The 18516-nt window shown below is 69.1% G+C and carries 20 protein-coding genes; 9 read left to right on the top strand and 11 right to left on the bottom strand.

Features of this window, described 5'->3' with window-relative positions:
• Positions 1–10: 10 nt before the first annotated feature.
• Entirely contained in the window at positions 11–793 is a 783-nt protein-coding gene (locus tag CDO46_RS20455) for an IclR family transcriptional regulator (protein WP_087840353.1), read from the bottom strand.
• A gap of 127 nt (positions 794–920) precedes the next feature.
• Between CDO46_RS20455 and CDO46_RS20450 the strand changes: the two genes are divergently transcribed.
• The 3 genes from CDO46_RS20450 to CDO46_RS20440 all read left to right on the top strand — a co-directional run bounded on the left by CDO46_RS20450 (position 921) and on the right by CDO46_RS20440 (position 4238).
• Positions 921–1874 (top strand): tripartite tricarboxylate transporter substrate binding protein, encoded by a 954-nt coding sequence (locus tag CDO46_RS20450; RefSeq protein ID WP_087840351.1) that lies wholly within the window; start codon positions 921–923, stop codon positions 1872–1874.
• Positions 1875–1891: 17 nt separating this feature from the next.
• Entirely contained in the window at positions 1892–3196 is a 1305-nt protein-coding gene (gene hmgA / locus CDO46_RS20445) for a homogentisate 1,2-dioxygenase (RefSeq protein ID WP_087840350.1), read from the top strand.
• 61 nt (positions 3197–3257) lie between these two features.
• Positions 3258–4238, top strand: coding sequence for a fumarylacetoacetate hydrolase family protein (locus CDO46_RS20440; protein WP_087840349.1), 981 nt, complete (start codon positions 3258–3260; stop codon positions 4236–4238).
• A gap of 22 nt (positions 4239–4260) precedes the next feature.
• On the opposite strand, the gene CDO46_RS20435 is transcribed toward CDO46_RS20440, so the two are convergent.
• Together CDO46_RS20435 and CDO46_RS20430 are read right to left on the bottom strand one after the other, a co-directional pair.
• Positions 4261–4578: a hypothetical protein gene (locus CDO46_RS20435; RefSeq protein ID WP_132980134.1), complete on the bottom strand. Its 318-nt coding sequence runs from the start codon at positions 4576–4578 to the stop codon at positions 4261–4263.
• Between the two features lie 106 nt (positions 4579–4684).
• Positions 4685–5743 (bottom strand): AraC family transcriptional regulator, encoded by a 1059-nt coding sequence (locus CDO46_RS20430; RefSeq protein WP_087840346.1) that lies wholly within the window; start codon positions 5741–5743, stop codon positions 4685–4687.
• Positions 5744–5799: 56 nt separating this feature from the next.
• On the opposite strand from CDO46_RS20430, the gene CDO46_RS20425 reads away from it, so the two are divergent.
• From CDO46_RS20425 to CDO46_RS20410, 4 genes are all read left to right on the top strand, one after another.
• Positions 5800–6783: a tripartite tricarboxylate transporter substrate binding protein gene (locus tag CDO46_RS20425; RefSeq protein WP_132980132.1), complete on the top strand. Its 984-nt coding sequence runs from the start codon at positions 5800–5802 to the stop codon at positions 6781–6783.
• A 30-nt stretch (positions 6784–6813) separates the two neighbouring features.
• Entirely contained in the window at positions 6814–7194 is a 381-nt protein-coding gene (locus tag CDO46_RS20420; RefSeq protein WP_087840344.1) for a RidA family protein, read from the top strand.
• On the top strand, positions 7191–9464 hold the full coding sequence (locus CDO46_RS20415) for a penicillin acylase family protein (protein ID WP_087840343.1): 2274 nt from the start codon (positions 7191–7193) through the stop codon (positions 9462–9464). The genes CDO46_RS20420 and CDO46_RS20415 overlap by 4 nt, the downstream gene beginning before the upstream one ends.
• Before the next feature lie 128 nt (positions 9465–9592).
• Positions 9593–10321 carry a hypothetical protein gene (locus CDO46_RS20410; RefSeq protein ID WP_140416889.1) on the top strand — a complete coding sequence of 243 codons (729 nt, stop codon included), beginning with the start codon at positions 9593–9595 and terminating at the stop codon, positions 10319–10321.
• A 7-nt stretch (positions 10322–10328) separates the two neighbouring features.
• Here CDO46_RS20410 and CDO46_RS20405 read toward each other — a convergent pair whose 3' ends face one another.
• From CDO46_RS20405 to CDO46_RS20370, 8 genes are read right to left on the bottom strand one after another with little or no spacing between them, the layout of a single operon-like run.
• Positions 10329–10673 (bottom strand): non-heme iron oxygenase ferredoxin subunit, encoded by a 345-nt coding sequence (locus CDO46_RS20405; RefSeq protein ID WP_165963237.1) that lies wholly within the window; start codon positions 10671–10673, stop codon positions 10329–10331.
• Positions 10674–10695: 22 nt separating this feature from the next.
• Positions 10696–11943 (bottom strand): CaiB/BaiF CoA-transferase family protein, encoded by a 1248-nt coding sequence (locus CDO46_RS20400; RefSeq protein WP_087840479.1) that lies wholly within the window; start codon positions 11941–11943, stop codon positions 10696–10698.
• A 26-nt stretch (positions 11944–11969) separates the two neighbouring features.
• Positions 11970–12353: a Zn-ribbon domain-containing OB-fold protein gene (locus CDO46_RS20395; protein ID WP_087840337.1), complete on the bottom strand. Its 384-nt coding sequence runs from the start codon at positions 12351–12353 to the stop codon at positions 11970–11972.
• An 8-nt stretch (positions 12354–12361) separates the two neighbouring features.
• Positions 12362–13537 (bottom strand): sterol carrier protein, encoded by a 1176-nt coding sequence (locus CDO46_RS20390; protein WP_087840335.1) that lies wholly within the window; start codon positions 13535–13537, stop codon positions 12362–12364.
• Positions 13538–13539: 2 nt separating this feature from the next.
• Positions 13540–14046: an aromatic-ring-hydroxylating dioxygenase subunit beta gene (locus CDO46_RS20385; RefSeq protein ID WP_087840334.1), complete on the bottom strand. Its 507-nt coding sequence runs from the start codon at positions 14044–14046 to the stop codon at positions 13540–13542.
• A gap of 11 nt (positions 14047–14057) precedes the next feature.
• Positions 14058–15305: an aromatic ring-hydroxylating dioxygenase subunit alpha gene (locus CDO46_RS20380; RefSeq protein WP_087840332.1), complete on the bottom strand. Its 1248-nt coding sequence runs from the start codon at positions 15303–15305 to the stop codon at positions 14058–14060.
• A 10-nt stretch (positions 15306–15315) separates the two neighbouring features.
• Positions 15316–15756 (bottom strand): lipocalin-like domain-containing protein, encoded by a 441-nt coding sequence (locus CDO46_RS20375; RefSeq protein WP_087840331.1) that lies wholly within the window; start codon positions 15754–15756, stop codon positions 15316–15318.
• Between the two features lie 11 nt (positions 15757–15767).
• Entirely contained in the window at positions 15768–16613 is an 846-nt protein-coding gene (locus tag CDO46_RS20370) for an alpha/beta fold hydrolase (protein WP_087840330.1), read from the bottom strand.
• 124 nt (positions 16614–16737) lie between these two features.
• On the opposite strand from CDO46_RS20370, the gene CDO46_RS20365 reads away from it, so the two are divergent.
• Both CDO46_RS20365 and CDO46_RS20360 read left to right on the top strand, forming a co-directional pair.
• Positions 16738–17703 carry a VOC family protein gene (locus tag CDO46_RS20365; protein ID WP_087840328.1) on the top strand — a complete coding sequence of 322 codons (966 nt, stop codon included), beginning with the start codon at positions 16738–16740 and terminating at the stop codon, positions 17701–17703.
• Positions 17704–17739: 36 nt separating this feature from the next.
• A complete protein-coding gene (locus tag CDO46_RS20360) occupies positions 17740–18483 on the top strand; it encodes an IclR family transcriptional regulator (protein ID WP_087840327.1) in 744 nt (247 codons plus the stop codon).
• Positions 18484–18516 lie beyond the last annotated feature (33 nt).

Below are 18516 nucleotides of genomic sequence, written 5' to 3'. Positions count from 1 at the left end.
TCGCCCGGTTTCAGGCCGGCCGGCCCCGCAGCGAGCCTTCGATTTCCCGCGCGTGCTCGTGCAGGCTGCGGGCCAGCGAGGCCACGCGTTCTTCCCGCATGCGGTCGTCGATGGCGGCCACGCTGATGGCGGCGATGGGCCGGCCGAGCGTGTCGCGTATGGGCACGCCGGCCGCGGTGACGCCCAGGGTGACGCGGTTGCGGATCAGCGAGTGGCCCTGGCGCCGGCACGCGTCGATGGCGGCACGCAGGTCGGCCTCGGTCAAGCGGCCTTCCTCGCAGATGCGGCGGCCATCGGTGGCGATGATGTCCTCGCGCTCGGCGTCGGGCAGGAAAGCCAGGATGGCCAGTCCGCCCGCGCCCAGCCCCAGCGGCCGGCGGCTGCCTATGGACAGGGTGTTGACCCGGATCGGCGACGGTCCTTCATGCCGCGCCTCGCACACGGATTCGCTGCCGCTGCGCACCGACAGATAGACCGTGTCGCCGACTTCTTCGGCCAGCCTGGACAGGCTGGCGCGGCAATGCTCGCGCAGGTCGTAGGCGGCCATGGCGGCGAGTCCCAGCTCGAAGGCCAGCGGGCCCAGCGCGTACCACTTGTCGGATTCCTTCTGGACGACCAGGCGCTCGTGCATGAGGCGGCGCAGCAAGCGATGCACGGTGGAATGCGGCAGGGCCGTGGCTTCGGCCAGTTGCGTGAGGGCCCGGCCCCGCTTGCCGGCCGTGGCCAGCAGCTTCAACAACTGCACTGCGCGTTCGATGCCGCCGGGTTCCGCCGTGGTGCTGCCGCTGGCCATAAGTCGTGTCCATTCAGTGGAAATGCGGGTACCCGCCGATCTGGCCAATCATATATTGCCCTTCACGGTGCAACCGGGATTTTCCGGCCAACGGAAAGCACTGCAAGAACAAGGAGGAGACCCCATCATGTACGGACGGATCATCGGCGCGGTTTGCGCGGCCGCATTGGCCGGCGCGGCGGGCGCGGCCTATCCGGAGCGGCCCATACAACTCATTCACGGCTTCGGCGCGGGCGGCAATGCCGACACCGTGTCGCGGCTGGTGGCTCGCCACCTGCAGGCGGCGCTGGGCCAGCCGGTGGTGGTGGAAATCAAGAGCGGCGCCGGCGGCGTGGTCGCGTCCAGCTACGTGGCCAAGGCCGAACCCGACGGCTACACGCTGGTAATGCTGACCGGCGGCCATACGGTTTCGGCCGCGGTGAACAAGTCGCTGCCCTACGATCCGGTCGCGGATTTCCAGCCGATTTCCACCGTGACCGCGTTTCCGTTCGTGGTCAGCGTCAAGGCCGACAACCCGGCGCGCACGCTGGCCGACCTGCTGGGGACGGCACGCGCCAAGCCGGGCACGGTGTCTTTCTCCTCGGTGGGCGTGGGCTCGACCCAGCACCTGACCGGCGAATTGCTGGCCGCCACGGCGGGCGTGCAGATGCTGCACGTGCCGTATCGCGGCGGCGCGGCGCCCGTGCAAGCCGTGCTGGCCGGCGACGTGGATGTGCTGGTGGATACCGCCACGGTGGCCGCGCCGCAGCTCAAGGCGGGCACGATGCGCGCGCTGGCCATCACCAGCTCCAAGCCGTGGCCGTTGCTGCCTGGCGTGCCCGTCGCGGCCGACACCGTGCCGGGGTTCCAGGTGTATTCGTGGCTGGGCATCGCGGCGCCGGCCAGGACCCCCGGACCCGTCGTCGACCGGCTGCACGCCGCGCTGGCGGCCATGCTGCTGGACCCCGCGTTCCGCAAGGCCGTCAACGACATAGGCAGCGAGCCCAGCGGCAGCAGCCCGGCCCAGATGCGGACCATGATCGAGTCGGAAATCACGCGCTGGAAGAAGGTCGTCCAGCAAGCGAACATCGCCGCGAATTGAACAGGGAGCAGGCAAGGATGGACAGGGCAGCCGCGGCGGAGCCGCAGTACCAGAGCGGATTCGGCAATGAGTTCGCGACCGAGGCCAGCCCGGGCGTGCTGCCCGTGGGCCGCAACTCGCCGCAACGGGTGGCGCATGGCCTGTACGCGGAACTGATCTCGGGCACGGCTTTCACGGCGCCGCGCGCCGTGAACCTGCGTACCTGGACCTACCGGCTGCGGCCCTCCGCCGCGCACGGCAAGGCCCATGCGGTAGCGCATCCGTGCTGGCTGACCGCTCCCTTCACCGAGGTGGCCGCGCCGGCCAACCGGCTGCGGTGGAACGCCTGGCCGGAGCCGGCGCCCGGCACGGACTTCGTCGACGGCATCGTGACCGTGGCGGGCAACGGCAGCGCCGAGACCCAGAGCGGCACCGCCGTCCACGTCTATCGCGCCAATGCGTCCATGCGCGACCGCTACCTGATGAACGCCGATGGCGAAATGCTGGTGGTTCCGCAGTCGGGTGCGCTCGACGTCCATACCGAAATGGGCCGCCTGCGGGTGGCGCCCGGCGAGATCCTGCTGCTGCCGCGCGGCGTGCATTGCCGCATCGACGTGCCCGACGGCGCCGCGCGCGGCTACCTGTGCGAGAACTACGGCGCGCCGTTCAGGCTGCCCGAACTGGGGCCCCTGGGTTCCAACGGCCTGGCCAATCCGCGCGACTTTCTGGCGCCGGTCGCCGCCTGCGAACCCGCGACGGGGCCGGTGCGCATCCTGCGCAAGTTCCTGGGCGGCTTCTGGGAGCTGGAGCGCGCGTCGTCGCCGCTGGACGTGGTGGCCTGGCACGGCAACCTGGCGCCCTACAAGTACGACCTGGCGCATTTCATGGCCGTGGGCAGCATCACTTTCGACCATCCCGATCCGTCCATCAATACCGTGCTGACCTCGCCGTCGGAAATCGGCGGCACCGCCAATTGCGACTTCGTGATCTTTCCGCCGCGCTGGCTGGTCATGGAGGACACCTTTCGCCCACCCTGGTTCCACCGCAACGTGATGAGCGAGCTGATGGGACTGGTACGCGGCGTCTACGATGCCAAGGCCGAGGGCTTCGTGCCGGGCGGGATCAGCCTGCACAACTGCATGCTGCCGCACGGCCCCGATGCCGCCACCTTCGAACGGGCCAGCACGGAAGCGCTGGCGCCGCGTCGTCTGGAAGACACCATGGCTTTCATGTTCGAGAGCCGCCACGTGTTCCGCCCGACGGCGCAGGCGCTGGCCGCGCCCAACCTGCAACCGGACTATGACGAGGTCTGGCGCGGGTTCCAGTCCGGCAATCCCGCCTAGGGCCTGTTCATCATCTTGGCGCCGGCAAGGGGCCGCGCGCCGCACTCTTGGAGAAGCTGGAATGAAATTGGCATCGCAACGCGCGGGGCGCGACGGCGCATTGCTCGTGGTCAGCCGCGATCTCGCCACGGCGGTGAGCGCGGCCGGCATCGCGCCCACGCTGCAATCGGCGCTGGACGACTGGGAGCGCGCCCGCCCACGCCTGCAGGCCCTGTACGACGACCTGAACGCCGGCCGCGCCGCCGGCGCCTTCGCGCTGGACCTGGGCACGCTGGCCGCGCCGCTGCCGCGCGCCTACCAGTACCTGGACGGCGCGGCGTATCCCAGCCACATCCAGCGCAATCGGCAGGCGCGCGGGGAATCGGTGCCCGACGATTTCTTCCAGAAGCCGTTGATGTACCAGGGTATCTCGCACGGTTTCATGGCCTGGAACGAGGACGTGCGCCTGCCTTCGGAAGACGACGGCATCGATTTCGAGGCCGAGATCGCCGCCATTACCGGCGACGTGCCGCTGGGCGTGGACGCCGGACGCGCGTGCGAGCACATCCGCTTGTTCGTGCTGCTCAACGACATATCGCTGCGCGCCATCATTCCCGGCGAACTCAAGCGCACCTTCGGCTTCCTGGTCGGCAAGCCCGCGTCCAGCCTGGGCCCCATCGCGGTGACGCCGGACGAGCTGGGCGAGCTATGGCAGGGTGGCCTGGTGTCGGGCACCATGAAATGCTGGGTGCGCGGCGAGGAGCTGGGCAGCATCGAGACCGGCATCGACGTCGCCTTCCACTATGGGGACCTGATCGCCCACGTGGCGCAGACGCGTGCCTTCGAGGCGGGAACGCTGGTGGGCCTGGGTACGGTATCGAACGAGGATGAATCCGTGGGCGTGGGGTGCCTGGGTGAACGCCGCGCGCTGGAGACCATCCGGCACGGTGCGGCCCGGACCCCGTTCCTGAAATTCGGCGACATGGTGCGCATCGAGCACTTCGACCGCTCCGGCAACAGCGTCTTCGGCGCGATCGAGCAGCGCGTCGCGCCGCGGGTCTAGTCCTGCCGCGGGCGGGCGCCGGTCAGCGCCCGTCCTTCTTCTTCAAGCGGGTGCCGGCGGCCGGTTGCGGCGTGGCGGCCTTGCCGGCCTCGGCCTGCGGGCCGCTCGCGGCCGACGCATCCAGCGAGGCATGCAGGCCGCTGCCCCCCAGGCCCATGGACGCCGGCGTGCGCGAGCCCAGGCGCAGGCCGTTGCCGCCATAGGAGCGGGACGACGTATCGATGGAACTCTCGCGGCCGCCGGATTCGCGCAGATCGTCGGCGCGCACCGGAAGCCCCCATGACAGGGCGGTGGTCACGAGGATCAGCGATGCGGTGGAACGTAGGCTTGGCTTGGTCATGCTGGACTCCAACTCCAGACTGCTGGTCATGCAGTTTGCCGCAGAATCGGGTCCAGGACCGGCCAAGTAACAACGAATTTGTAGCAGGATATGAGCCGGCGGGCGGCTATGAAAGCCTGGTCGCCGAGTTGCGGTGGCGCAGCCGGTAAGCCCGCGGCGTGCTGCCGTAGTGCGCCCGGAACACGGCCGCGAAGCGCGAGTGGCATTGCCAGCCCGCTTCGGCCGCGATCGCCTGCACCCCCAGGCGGGTCTCGCGCAGCAGCGTGGCGGCAAGCTCCAGCCGCTGGGCGACCAGCAGGTTGTAGACCGAAAGGCCGGTGGCATCGCGCACGTGCTGCTGCAGGCGCGCGCTCGTGCAGCCGACGCGGCGCGCCAGTTCCGTGATCGTCCATGGATGGGCCGGCGCCTCGGCGATGGTTTCGCGCAATCGTGCCAGGACGGCGGCGGCATCGGCGCCGGGCGAGCGGGCAGGGCGCAGCAGGTCGTCGAATCCTTGCAGCGCGCACAGCAGCAGCTCGGTGGCGCGCGCGTGGAAGAGGGGCGCGAAGGCGGGCTGGTCGCTGCGTTCGCCGCGTATGCGTTCCAGGCAGCCCTGCAATTGCGGCGTGATGGCGGCGTTGCACAGGATGCGGCCATCGTCGCGGTCGACCATCTCGTCGAGCTGGGCGGCGGGGAGGCGCACGCCCAGGGCCTTGAGCCAGCGCGGCAAGAGGTCGCGGCGTAGCCGGAACTGCACGAAGCGGTGGGTGCGGGCCCCGGGGATGTCGATGAGGTAGCCGCCGTTGCGATTGGGCGTGCGCAGCAGCATGCGGTTCAGGCGGAAGTCGAGTTCGGGGCCGTGTTCGTCGCCGACGTGTCCGCTGACATGGCCCTCCAGGAAGAAGGTCAGCAGCAGCTCCCGGTCGGGGTCCAGCCGCACCCGCAGGCGGTCGTTCAGGCTGAAGTCGAAATACCGGGCGCTGGCGCCTTCCCACGGCAGCGTATGCAGCCGCGTGACGTGGCCGCCGCTGGGCCAGGGAACGTTGCGGCGCGATTCGCTCAGGATATCGGTCAGGGTCAGGCCGGCCGGCTCCGGCGCCGAGGGGGCCAGGATGGCGTTGAGGTCGTCTTCCCGCATCACCGGCCCCGCGATGGGGATCGGCACAGTTTGCGATTCGATCTGCATACATGGCCTCGAGCCGGAACGTTAGCATCACTGCAACTTTCCGACGGAGTGTAATGATGAACGTCCGGCATGTCAGCCGCCTGCTGCGGGCCTGCTTCGCGCTGGGGTGCGCACTGGCGGCATCGGCCGCCGCGGCGGCCGATTGGCCGGTCCGTCCGGTGCGGCTGGTGGTGCCCTTCGTGGCCGGCGGCGGCGCGGACGTCGCGGCGCGCCTGATCGCGCTCAAGGTGCAGGAACGGCTGGGGCAGCCCATCATCGTCGAGAACAAGGCGGGCGGCAATACGCTGATCGGCGTGCAGGAAGTGCTGCGCGCGCCGCCCGACGGCTACACGCTGCTGTGGTCCATCGACCAGACCTTCGTGCTCAATCCGGCGCTGTACGAAAAGCTTCCCTACGATCCGAAGAAGGATTTCACGCCGATCTCGCTGGCCGTGGTCGGTCCCAACGCGGTGGTGGCGCGCAGCCAGCCCAAGGACCCGGCCAGCGTGGCGGACCTGGTCGAGCGAGGCAAGTCGGGCGGCGCCGGCCTGAACATCGGCGCCGCGGCCATCGTCTCGCAGATCCTGGTGGACACGTTCAACGACGCGGCCGGCACGCAGGCCCGGCGCGTGCCGTTCAAGGGCAGCGCGGAAGTGGCTCAGGCGCTGATGGCGGGCACCGTCGACGCGGCCTTCGACGGGATCGCGCCCTACGCGCAGTTCGTGAAATCCGGGCGCGCGCGTTTCCTTGCGGTGAGTTCGGCGCGGCGCTTCTCGGGACTGCCCGATGTGCCCACCCTGGATGAACTGGGATTCAAGGGCATCGATATGTCGGTCTGGTTCGCCATCGTCGGACCCTCGGGCCTGCCGGCCGGCATCGCGCAGCGCGTGGCCGGCGCGGTGGAGTGGGCGGTCAGGCAGCCCGACGTGGTCGACAAGCTGCTGGCGTTCGGCTTCGAGCCGGCCCCGCGCAACGATCCCGAGACCTTGCGCCGGCAGATCTCGACCGACCTGGACCGCTACGGTCCCATCATTCGCAAGCTGGGCTTCAAGCTCGACTGAACAATCACGGCATCCACGGAGCAAGCCACCATGCAGATCGCGGACTTTCCCCTGCCTTTCCCGCGCGCACCCTATAGCCGCGCCATGTTCGACCACGACTGGGTCTTCGTGTCGGGCACCATAGGCATGGACTACACCGCGCAGAAGCTGGCGCCGACGGTCGAGGAACAGACGCGCCTGATGCTGCGCAACATCGCTTCCTATCTGAAGGCGGCGGGCGCGCGGCTCGAGGACATCGTCAATTACACGCTGATCATCGATGCCATGGAGCACGTGCAGCCGGTCATCGGTGTGCTGGCCGACCATCTGCCCTGCAAGCCCACGGGCACGGCCATGATCGCCGGCATCGCCTATCCCGGGGCGCACGTCGAGATGCAGGTCATCGCCCGCAAGCAGGAAAGGCGGCCATGACCCCGGCACGGTGGGTGCGGGCCGGGGTGGCGGCATGCCTGGTCGCCGGATGCGGAGGCGGCGACGATCCGCCGCCGTCGCAACCGGCGGCGCGTTTCGACGCGCACGTGCGCTGGACGACGTACGGCGTGCCGCACGTCAGAGCGAGCGACCACGGCGGGCTGGGGTATGGCTACGGCTATGCCGTAGCGCGCGACCAGCTATGCGCGCTGGCCGATCGCATCATCACCCTGCGCGGCGAGCGGTCGGCCCACTTCGGCCCGGATGGCAAGGCGCTGGTCGGCTTCTTGCCGCTGCCCAACCTGGACAGCGACCTTTTCTACCGCATGCAGTTGTCGGCGGACGACGTGGACGCGGCGTGGAAGGCGCTGTCGCCGCAGGCCCGCGCGCTGGCCGAGGGCTATGCCGCGGGCTTCAACCGCTACGTCCGCGACCACGCGGCGCCGGCCGCGTGCGGCGGGTTGCGTCCGCCGACGATGGCCGCCACCGACGTGCTGCGCGCCGTCATGCAGATCGGCACCTTGAACCGGACCTTTCTGGCGGCGCCCTTCGCGTCGGCTTCGCTGTGGGACGACCTGGACCAGCCGGAGCGGGCCGCCGCGGCGCCTGCTCCGCCCCGCCTGGGCATGGCCAGCAATACCTGGGCCTATGGCGCCGATGCCACCGGTACGGGCGCCGCCATCGTGGTGGCCAATCCCCATACGTACTGGCAGGACCACTGGCTGTTGATGCACCAGATGCACCTGACCATTCCCGGTGAGCTGGACGTCATGGGGGCGGATTTCCTGGGCGTGCCGCTGCCGCTGTCGGGCTTCAACGATTCCGTCGCATGGAGCATCGAGGCGCCGTCCACGGTGACCTACGGACTGCCGCTGCGGCTCGACCTGCGCGCCGGCGCGACTCCCGCCTATGTGGTCGACGGCGTGTCCCGCGCCATCGAGCGGCGCGTGGTGGAAATCGGGGTCCGCCAGGCTGACGGATCCACGCGCACCCAAGCCTACGCGGTGCCGTACACCGCGCTGGGCCCGCTGTACCGGTTGCCCGCCGCGCCCGGCAGGCCGGCCGGCTGGTACGCCGTCACCGATGCCGCCGCGGGCGACGCGAGGGGCCTGGACCAGATGCTGGACGCCGCGAAGGCGCGTGACGTGGCCGACTTCCAGCGTGCCGTGGCCGGACAACGCGGCATCGCCGCCCACCTCGTGGCGGGCGACAGCGCGGGCAATGCCTTGTTCATCGAAGCGGGGCCCATCCTGGACATCGACGATGCCGGCCTGGCCGCCTGTGCCGTCGAGGCCACGCCATCGGGCCGCGTGCCCGCCGCGCTGGACGGATCACGCGGCGCATGCCTGCTGCGCGACGAACAGGGCCGCCCCCGGCTGGCGCCGGCGGACCGGATTCCCGCCCTGGCCACGCGCGGGGTCGCCTACAACGCCAACGACAGCTACAGCCTGTCCATCCATGGCGAGCGGCACGATCGCTACTCGATCCTGTTCGGCAGCCCGGATGCCGAGCCCAATGCCCGGACCAGGATGTCCCACCGGCTGGTGGCCGAGATGCTGGCAGCGGGCAAGGTGACGGTGGACAAGGCCGTGGACGTGGTCTTCGGCAACCGCAACTACGCAGCCGAAACCCTCATGGACGGTATCCAGGACGCGTGCGTCTCGGCCACGGGCGGGGCTGCCACGGCCTGCGGCGTACTGTCGCGCTGGGACCGCCGCAACAATGCCGACAGCCGTGGCGCCTTGCTGTTCGCCGAGCTCTGGCCCCGGCTCGCCGCCGTCGAGAACCTGTACGCCCAGCCGTACGATCCGGCCCACCCGCTGCGCGTGCGCACGCTTTCCGGCTGCGCGCCGGTCCAGGCCGCCGTGCGCGCCGCGCTGGCCGCCACCATTGCCGACCTCGGCACCCATGGCCTGAAGGGCGACGAAGCATGGGGACGGATGCTGGCGCGCCCCACCGCCGCCGGCCGCGTTCCGCTCCATGGCGGATCGGGAGATCAGGGGATACTGAATGCGCTGGAAGGCGCGCCGCTCGGTGCCGAAGGCTACGGCGACATCGTCGCGGGAACGGCCTACATGCATGCGGTGACCTGGACGAGCGGCAAGCTCGTGGCCAAGGTGATGGCGGCCAATGGGCAGTCGGCCGACGCCGCCTCGCCCCATCATGACGACCAGGTCGGTTTGTTTTCGCGCAAGCAACTGGTCGATGCGCCCTTCACCGACCTGCAGATCGCGGCCGCGACGGTCGAGAGCCTGCGCCTGGCGGAGTAGTCCGGCCGGTCATTAACGACCGTCCTCGTGATAACTGGATACGCAAAATCGCGCTTGTTGGTTTCTCTGATTGAGGCCTTCGCCACGCGCCCCTAGTCTGGCGGCTCGGACAACCTGAGGGCAGTGACATGAGGGGAATGATCGATTGCGGCGTATTGATGGTGCCCGAGCATGCGGGCTGGATGCGCGAACTGATGGAAGATTGGAAGGATGCGCGCGAACGCATCGCATTGCATGGCGTGCAGCTGGACGCGCCATCGGCAGACGCGCTGCGGCGCCAGGCGCTGGCGCTCAAGCGCTACGACGTCTGCCTGCTGCCGGTCACCCTGTCCACTCTGGGATGGACACGCACCGCGATGGCCGTGGCCGGCGAGGCGTTGCAGACGCCCGTCCTGGCGCTCGCGCGCGAAATGAGCGCCGCCGGGCTGCAGGATTTGCTGTCGCTCGGGCTGGACGATTTCATGCGCTACCCGATGTGCGGGGAAGAATTCAAGACACGCCTGGTATTGCTCGCGGGGCCGGGCAAGCCCCAGGAGGCCTGCGCATCGAGCGACGCGCCACAGGCCGAGGCCGAGCCGGAAGACGAGCATGAAGCCGAATACGGATGCCGGGACGGCAATTCCGGCCTCGTGTCGCGCGAACCGTTCCAGTCCGCCAAGGCCAGGATCGTGACGGAGTTCGAGCGCCACTACATTTCCGACATGCTGCTGCGCTACCACGGCAACATCTCGCAGGCGGCCCGCGCGGCACACAAGAACCGCCGCGCGTTCTGGCAGTTGATGCGCAAGCACGAGATCGCGGCGGATCCGTACCGCCGCAGGCACCGTGCGGCGCCATGCCAGCCGCCGGCGCGGTGAAGCGGTGCTAGTGCTGGCCGGCCATGTCGCGCGGACGGGTGTTCACCCAGACGATGCCGTCGGTCTCGCGGGTCGCGTAGGTCTTGACGGGCCGGTTGCAGGGCAGCGCCGTGGGAGCGCCGGTGCGGATATCGAAGCAGCCCTGATGGAACGGGCATTCGATGGTGTGCGCTTCCAGGACGCCTTCGGACAGGCTACCGCGGCCGTGGCTGCAACGGTCGGCGGTGGCGTAGGTAGCGCCTTCGACCCGGTACAGGCAGAAGACCTGCCCGTCCAGGGTCACGGCCAGCGTGCCGGCTTCGGGAAGATCGTTGGAAAGACAGGCCTCGCGCCAGTCGTCCGGTAAGGTCATGCGATGCTCCAGGGAAAAGGGTTCAGCGCGCGCGCCGGGGCGCCGTCGCCCCGATGTGTTCCAATTCGTCCATGTCGGCGTCCGTGAAGCCGGCTTCGCGCAGGATATCCCGCGCATGTTCGGCCAGCCTGGGAGGCGTTCGGCGCAGGCCGCCGGGCGTGCGCGACAGCTTGATGGGCGTGCCCAGGCCCTTGTAGCCGTGGTGTTCGTAGACCATGGAGCGGGCGTGCGTGTGGTCCGCGCCCAGGGCTTCGTCCATGCTCATGACGGGGCCGATGGGCAGGCCCTCGGCCAGCAGCGTCCGGCTCAAAGCCACGCCGTCATGCTGGGACAAGGCCTCGGCAAGCAGGGGGTAGAGCGCGGCACGGTTGCGCGACCGGTCGCTGTTGGTGGCGAACCGCGGGTCGGCTGCGAGGTTCGGGATGCCCAGCAGCTCCACCAGGCGGCGGAATTGCCGGTCGGTGCCGATGACCACGAAGATCTCGCCGCTGCGGGTGGCGAATTTGTCGCAGGGCGTGACGTTCGGATGCGTGTTGCCCGTCAGGCGCGGGCGGCTGCCGTCCAGGAAATAGTTGGCCGCGTGGGGATGGAGCAGCGACATGGCGCAGTCGTACAGCGCCATGTCCACGTACTGGCCCAGGCCCGAGCGGCGGCGTTCGTGCAAGGCCATCAGGATGCCTATCGTCGCGTAGAGGCCGGTGGCGAGGTCGACGATGGGCGTGCCTATACGCAGCGGGCCGGTCTCGGGCGTGCCGTTCACGCTCATCAATCCGCTCATGGCCTGCAGCACCGCGTCGTAGCCCGGCAGGTTGCCCAGGGGGCCATGGCCGCCGAAGCCGGACACCCTGCAATGGATCAGGCGCGGAAAGCGCGGAGCGAGATCCCGTTCATAGCCCAGGCCCCATGCTTCCATGGTGCCGGGCTTGAAGTTCTCGACCAGGACGTCGGCTTCCTCCAGCAGGCGCAGCAGCACGGCCCGCCCCGATTCGCGCGACAGGTCCAGCACCATCGACCGTTTGTTGCGGTTGACGCCGATGAAATAGCTGGCGTCCCCGCGTTCGGCGTCCGTGCCGGCGAAGGGCGGGCCCCAGCCGCGCGTGTCGTCGCCCTGCGGCGGTTCCACCTTGATGATCTCCGCGCCGTGGTCGCCCAGGATCATCGTGCAGTAGGGGCCGCCCAGCACTCGGCTCAGGTCCAGGATGCGCACGCCGTCCAGCGCGCCGGTAGGGGGAGTAGGAGGCGGGCAGGCGTGGGATGCAGGCTCGGTCATGAGCAGGGGTTCCGGAAAAGGGGCGGTCATGCCGCTGGGAGAGAGTCGGGGACGAACACCAGGCTTCCGGCCGGGTCGAAGCGCGCGCGCAGCGGCATGCCGATCGCGATGGCGATGCCGTCGTCCGCGACGATCCGGCTGACCAGGCGTGGGCCTTCGACGAGCGCGACCTGCGCCACGTTGTAGGGAGGCGGAAAGTCCGGGTGGTACTGCTGCCGGTAGACGGCATAGGCATGGAGCGTCGCCTTGCCGCTGGCGGGTATCCATTCGATGTCGTCCGGGTTCGCCCCGTAGCCGTGCGATGCGTAGCCCAGGATCTCGCCGCTGGCGCGCAGGCGCGGTACGCGCAGCTCGCGCTTGGCGACGAAGTCGAGGAAGCGGCGTTCGAAGTGATCGGAAGCAAGCAGCATGGCGGGTCCTAGGCGAGCAAGCGATGAGGGCTCAGTATCAGCGCGGCGTGATACTCCAGCCGGCCGCCCGAGCCGTTGACCAGAACGATATCGTTGGCCGCGCACTGCCGCTCGCCGCCGTCGCCGCGGCACTGGATGACGGCCTCGCTGAGCGGGGTCATGCCTTGCAGGTAGTAGCTCGCCAACTGGCCGCCGCCGGTGTTGACCGGCAGCGCGCCGCCGGGCGCGGTCGCGCCGTCCTGCACCATGCCGGCGGCCTCGCCCCGGCCGCACAGTCCGTAGTCCTCGAGCGCGGCCAGGGCACAGTACGAGAACGCATCGTAGAACTGGCACATCGAGACGTCCTTCGGCCCGACGCCCGCCATCGCATAGGCCTTGCGGCCGGCGAGCTGTCCGGCGGTGGCCAGGTCGTGCGGCCCCTGCGGCGTGTCGGCGCTGGCGTGGCCCTGGCCCATGCCGTGGACGTACACGGGCCGCCGGCCGGCGTCGGCGGCGCGGTCGGTGCCGGCCACGATGACGGCCGCTGCGCCGTTGACCGGGTAGGCGCAGTCCAGCACGTGGAAGGGTTCGACGATCATGCGCGAGGCATGGTATTGGGCCAGCGTGAGCGGCGCGCGCTGGAAGGCGAGCGGATTGCCTGCAGCCCACTGGCGGCAGGCCAGGACGTAGGCACCCAGGTGATCCGGGCCGGCGCCATGCAGGGCCATGTACCGGCTTGCGGCCAGCGCGTAGGACCCGACCGGACCGAACAGGCCGTACGATGCGTCCCAACCCGCGATGCCGGTCAGCGAGCCTTCGTTGCTGAAGGAGGCGCCGCCGCCGCGCGCCGGGCCGATGGGCGCATCGGCGAACACGCAGGCGACCACCGACGCCATGCCGGCGCGGATGGCGGCCGTGGCGTATTGCACCATCTGGAGGACGGATGAGCCCTTGGCTTCGATGGTGGTCAGCATTCCCAGCGTGCGCAGACCCATGTCGTCCTGCACTTTGGGCGGAAGGACCCCGGGATCGGCAAGGGCGCTGGGATTGAGCAGCAGACCGTCCACCAGGTCGGGGCCGACGCCGGCGTCGGCCATGGCGGCCCGCACGGCTGCGGCGGCCAGGGCGCGCACGGAACCGACGGGTTCGCGCGAAAGGGGGCTGAAGCCCAGGCCGATGATGGCCGAGAGCGGAGCGCGGGCCATGGTCAGACCAGGAAGGAAAGGCTGGGCAGCGGGCCCGAAGCGTGGACCAGGGATACCTTCTTCAGGAACATCCTGAGCTGGCCGTCGACCTGCCGCAGACCATATTCGACTCGGCCCGGCCAGACGTTCAACTGGTTGACTGACTGCACCTGGTACTCGTAGATGGCGAAGTTGGCCGCGACGCGATAGTCGCCGTTCCCGTCCTTGTCGGCCGTCAGGTTGGACAGCATCCTGCGCAGGATGGAGCGCGGCGCCTGGCTGTGCCGGGTGCCGGTGCGCAGTTGCCGCAGGCGGGTCGCCAGCCGGGAGCGGTTGTCGTTGATGATGGAGACGTCGCGGTCCGGATCCGGCTCCTCGCCGTCGATGACGACGGGCACCCAGTAGCGGACGTTCTCGTCCCAGAGCGCCTCCCATTCGTCGAAGCGCGATTCGTCCGCTAACCGGGCTTCCTCGTGGACGAAGCGCTCCAGCATCCGGTGTTCGTCGATCGGCAACAAGGGGGTCTGCATGGCATGTCCTTCTAGAGCGTGGGCTGGGCGGTTTGCGCCATGGTGTCCCGGTAGCATCGCCAGAAGCCCCGGTTGGGAGTCTCGTCGGTGTAGTGGGACACCACTACGCCGCCGTCGGTTGTCGTTTCGCGGGACTGGCCGCGGCTCAGGTCCAGCCAGGCCGGCGAACCTTTCAGCGCGCGCCACTGGCGTTCCGCGATGATGGCGTCGTCGGCCGTCAGGAACGATGACGGCCCCAACGCGACTTCGCCCTGGCGCATGATGCGTCGGTTCAGTTCCTCGGGCGCGCCCTTCAGGTAGAGCGGGGTGTGCCAGTTGACGGTCTCGCCCACGCCCAGGGGCTGGATCATGACCAGACAGGTTTCGGCCAGGAACAGGTTGGGGAAGATGAAGGTGTGGGGCGGCCCGGCCCGCATGATTTCCCGCGCGGCCGATTCGCCGTGCCGGCCGACCATGTCGCGCGTGTAGTCCGGATAGCGCGTCTCGTCCACGCCCAGCCAGGTCATGGGCCGGTCGTAGGTCGGGCCGTAGTCGAGCTCGGTGTGGCCGTTGCCCAGGTAGCGGACCACCGCCGTGATGCGGTCCTCTTCGCCGGACAGGATGTTGCCGTACTTGCCGGGGGTACCCACGCTTTTGGTGAAGGAGTCGTGCACGAAGCCCACGTGATAGCCGTCGGCCTCGTTTTCGGACAGCATCTTCCAGTTGGCGCGGAACAGGTGCTTGATCCACGGGCCGCGCAGTTCGATCTCGCCTTCGGGCGACAGGTTCACCTGCCGGTCCAGCGCGCGCGCGGCGTGGCCGAGATGCTCCAGCAGGGGGATGGGCGAAGGGTTGAAGGTCGCGAAGACGAAGCCGTTGTAGCTGTCGACGCGCGCGCGCTTCAGGTGCAGCGATTCGTCCGGCTCGATACTGGACAGCGGCATGTCGAGCAGCGCGCCGTCGGGCGAGAAGATCCAGCCGTGGTACTGGCAGGCCAGCGTGCGGCGGTTGCCGCGCTCGGGCTGGCAGAGCAGGTTGCCGCGATGGGCGCAGCGGTTGGCCACGACGTGGATGCCGTCGGCGCCGCGGATCAACAGCACGGGTTCGAGTCCCATGGTGCGCCGTACATAGTCGCCCCGCCGCGGAATCTCGGAGGCGTGGCCGACATAGACCCATCCCTGGCCGAAGATGGTCTCCATCTCTCGGTCGAAGATGGCCGGGTCGGCGTACAGGCTGCTGTGGACCGAGGCGTCGCGGATCAGGCTGGCAATGTCTTTCATGAAGCATCCCTCAGGAAGTGATGGCGCGGCTGGCGCGTTCCCACACCAGGCTGGCGGTGCGGGCCTCGGGCGTGCCGTCCTCCAGCCGCGCGGACAGGTGCAGCAGGCCGTCGACGATCGCCGCCTTGCGGCGCTGCACGCCGCCCTCCCAGTTCGGGAACAGGCTCATGTCGACGTGCTGCCGGACTTCGTCCCCGGCCAGTTCGTAGGTGCCGGCATAACTCATGAAGCTCTCGTAGGCCCGCGCCTTTTCCTCGGCGCTGGCGTTCCACTGCCCGCCGGTGGCGAAAGCCCGGCGGTCCGCCCGCTCGATCATGCAGAACATGCGGTCGTCGTCATATTGGATGAAGCCCCGGGGCGCCTGCCCCATGGGGTGGGTCACGCGGCCGTCGTCATAGGCCTGCGTCCATTGTCTGAGGGTCCAGCGGCCCAGCAGATCCTGTTTGCGCATGGTGTCTCCTTTCAGCGTGGCGCCAGGAATTCCCCGACCAGCGCGGTGAACGCCGCCGGCTGTTCGATCTGCACCCAGTGGCCGCAGCGGTCGATCTCGGCCAGGCGCGCGCGCGGCATGGCCTGGGCCAGTCGGCGCGAGGCCTCGATCGGGATCACCTTGTCGCCGCGCCCGTGGACGATGAGCGTCTCGTGCGGGATGGTGCGCAGGACGGCCTCGTCCGTGGCCATGTCGTCCAGGATCCGCTGCCGGGGAGGCGGGAACATGCTGCCGAACCGGGCCTGCACGTCGTCGCGGATGCTGGCCCGGTAGCGCATGGCCGCCAGCTCGTCGTCGATGAAGGACGGATCGTGGACGAAGACGTCCAGCAGTTCGCGCATCGCGGCGGGCGAGGGTTGATACCCCCACACCTTCTCCAGTCCGTCGGTGATGGGAAACCGCAGGCCCACCGGTCCCATCAGCACCAGGCGGTCGACGCGGCCGGGATGCCGGGCGGCCAGCTTGAGCGCCAGTGCGCCGCCGAACGAGTTGCCCACCACCGAGACCCGTTCCAGCTGCAGCGCGTCCAGCAGCGCGGTGAGCTGGTCCACCCAGGTGGACCAGTGGTAGCGGACCCCGGGCGGCGATTCCGTATAGCCGAAGCCGACCATGTCGGGGGCGACGACGCGCGCCTGCCGGGCCAGGACGGGGATGGTCAGGCGCCAGTTGGCCCAGGCCGTCACGCCGGGGCCCGATCCGTGTATCAGCAGGACGCCAGGCCCGTTGCCGGCGTCGTGATAGTTGGTCTTGAAGCCGCAGGTCGGCAGGCTGCTGCCGACTTCAGGCGGCCGCGCGTCCGGGGCGGAAGGTGTCTCCATCGGTTGCTCCTGGTTTCGTATTTTTTCTCAATATACAGTACAGATGTTAATTTGAGAAAAAAATTTCCGATTTATTGATTTGTTTTTCACGTATTATGGGATTTTAAAGATACGGAGCGGCGCAATGCTGCAATCTTTGGGATACGTGGGCCTGGGCACTTCCCGGCTGGCGGAGTGGGAAGATTTCGCTCAACGGCTGCTGGGCATGCAGATCGGCGACAGGAGCCGACACACCCTGGCGCTGCGCATGGACGACTGGCGCCAGCGCCTGCTGCTCGACGCGGACGCCGCCCAGCCGCATTTCTTCGGCTGGGAAGTCGCCAATGCCGGGGCGCTGGACGCGTTGGGCGCCCGGCTGGAGCACGCGCGGGTGCCGTTCGTCCGTGCACCGGAAGCGCTGGCGCGGCGCAGGGAGGTTACGGGGCTGCTGTCCCTGTCCGACCCCGCGGGCAATCGGCTGGAGGTCTTCCATGGCGCCGCCCGGGGCGGTGAACCGTTCCGCCCGGGCCGCGCGATATCGGGTTTTCGCACCGGCCCCCTGGGCCTGGGGCACGTGGTGTTGAACGCGCGCCATGTCGACGCATTGGTGCCGTTTTATCGCGACCTGCTGGGATTCCGCCTGAGCGACTACATGCGCGAGCCCTTCAAGGCCTACTTCTTCCACCTGAATTCACGTCATCACAGCCTGGCGCTGATCGAGGCCGACACCGACGGCATCCACCACCTGATGGTGGAGCTGTGTTCACTGGACGACGTGGGGCAGGGCTACGACATCGCCTCGTGCGAGCAGGACCGCGTGGCGGTGACGCTCGGCCGGCACATCAACGACTTCATGACTTCGTTCTACGTCCGCACGCCGTCTCCGCTGATGATCGAATACGGCTGGGGCGGGCGCAGCGTGGATCCGGACTGGCAACCGTGCGAACTCACGCACGGGGCCAGCCTGTGGGGACACGAGCGCCAGTGGCTGCCCGCCGACAAGCGCGCGCTGGCGCTGGACCTGCGCCTGGCCGCGGCGGCCCAGGGGCAGCGCGCGCCGGTGCAGGTGCTGCCCGGCCATCATCAGCTGGCCGCCGATGGCATGCGGTAGCATTCCGCAATCCCCCACCGCCCCGGATCCGCGGACATGTCCAGTCTCAAACGTATGCTCGCCGTCTTCGACGCCTTCTCGTCGGAACATGCCGTCCTGACCGCCGAGGAGATCATGTCGACCCTGGGCTACAGCCGCGGCACCGCGTATCGCTACGTCAAGGAACTGTGCGACGCGGGTTTCCTGACGCGCGCGGCGGGCGGGTACGCGCTGGGGCCGCGCATCATCCAGCTCGACTACTGCATCCGGCAAAGGGACCCGATCCTGATGGCCAGCCTGCCGGTCATGCAGGCCCTGCGCAAGCGGTACGAGTGCGACGTGCTGCTGACGGTCTTCTACGAGGACCAGGTCGTGGTCACGCACCGCGAAAGCGGCGACCAGGAACTCGTCATGAGTTACGGCCGGGGCCGGGAGATGCCGCTGTTCCGAGGCGCGGGCTCCAAGGTGTTGCTGGCCTGCCTGCCGCCGGCCCGCCAGAAGCGACTCTATGGCGCACACGCGCAGGCCATCGCCCAGGCCGGCCTGGGCGAGTCGTGGGAAGCGTTTCGGGCCTTGCTGGCCGCCGTCAAGCGGGCGGGCCACGCGGTGTCCTTCAGCGAACTCGACCAGGGCAACGTGGGCGTGGCGGCCCCCATCGAACAGGATCCCCTGAACATGCCCGCCGGCCTCGTCATGGTGTTCCGCACCGAGCGGTACGAGGTGCTGGACAAGGACGGCCTGCTGCAATCCCTGAAAGCCGGCATACGCCAGATCGCGGACCCCCGGACCGGGGCGGACTGACCTCTCGGGCGGGCCCGCCCGCATCCAGGGTGG

Origin of the sequence: Pigmentiphaga sp. NML030171 (assembly GCF_002188635.1) — a bacterium.
GTDB lineage: Bacteria > Pseudomonadota > Gammaproteobacteria > Burkholderiales > Burkholderiaceae_B > Pigmentiphaga > Pigmentiphaga daeguensis.
This window is presented reverse-complemented; position numbering and strand designations above follow the sequence as displayed.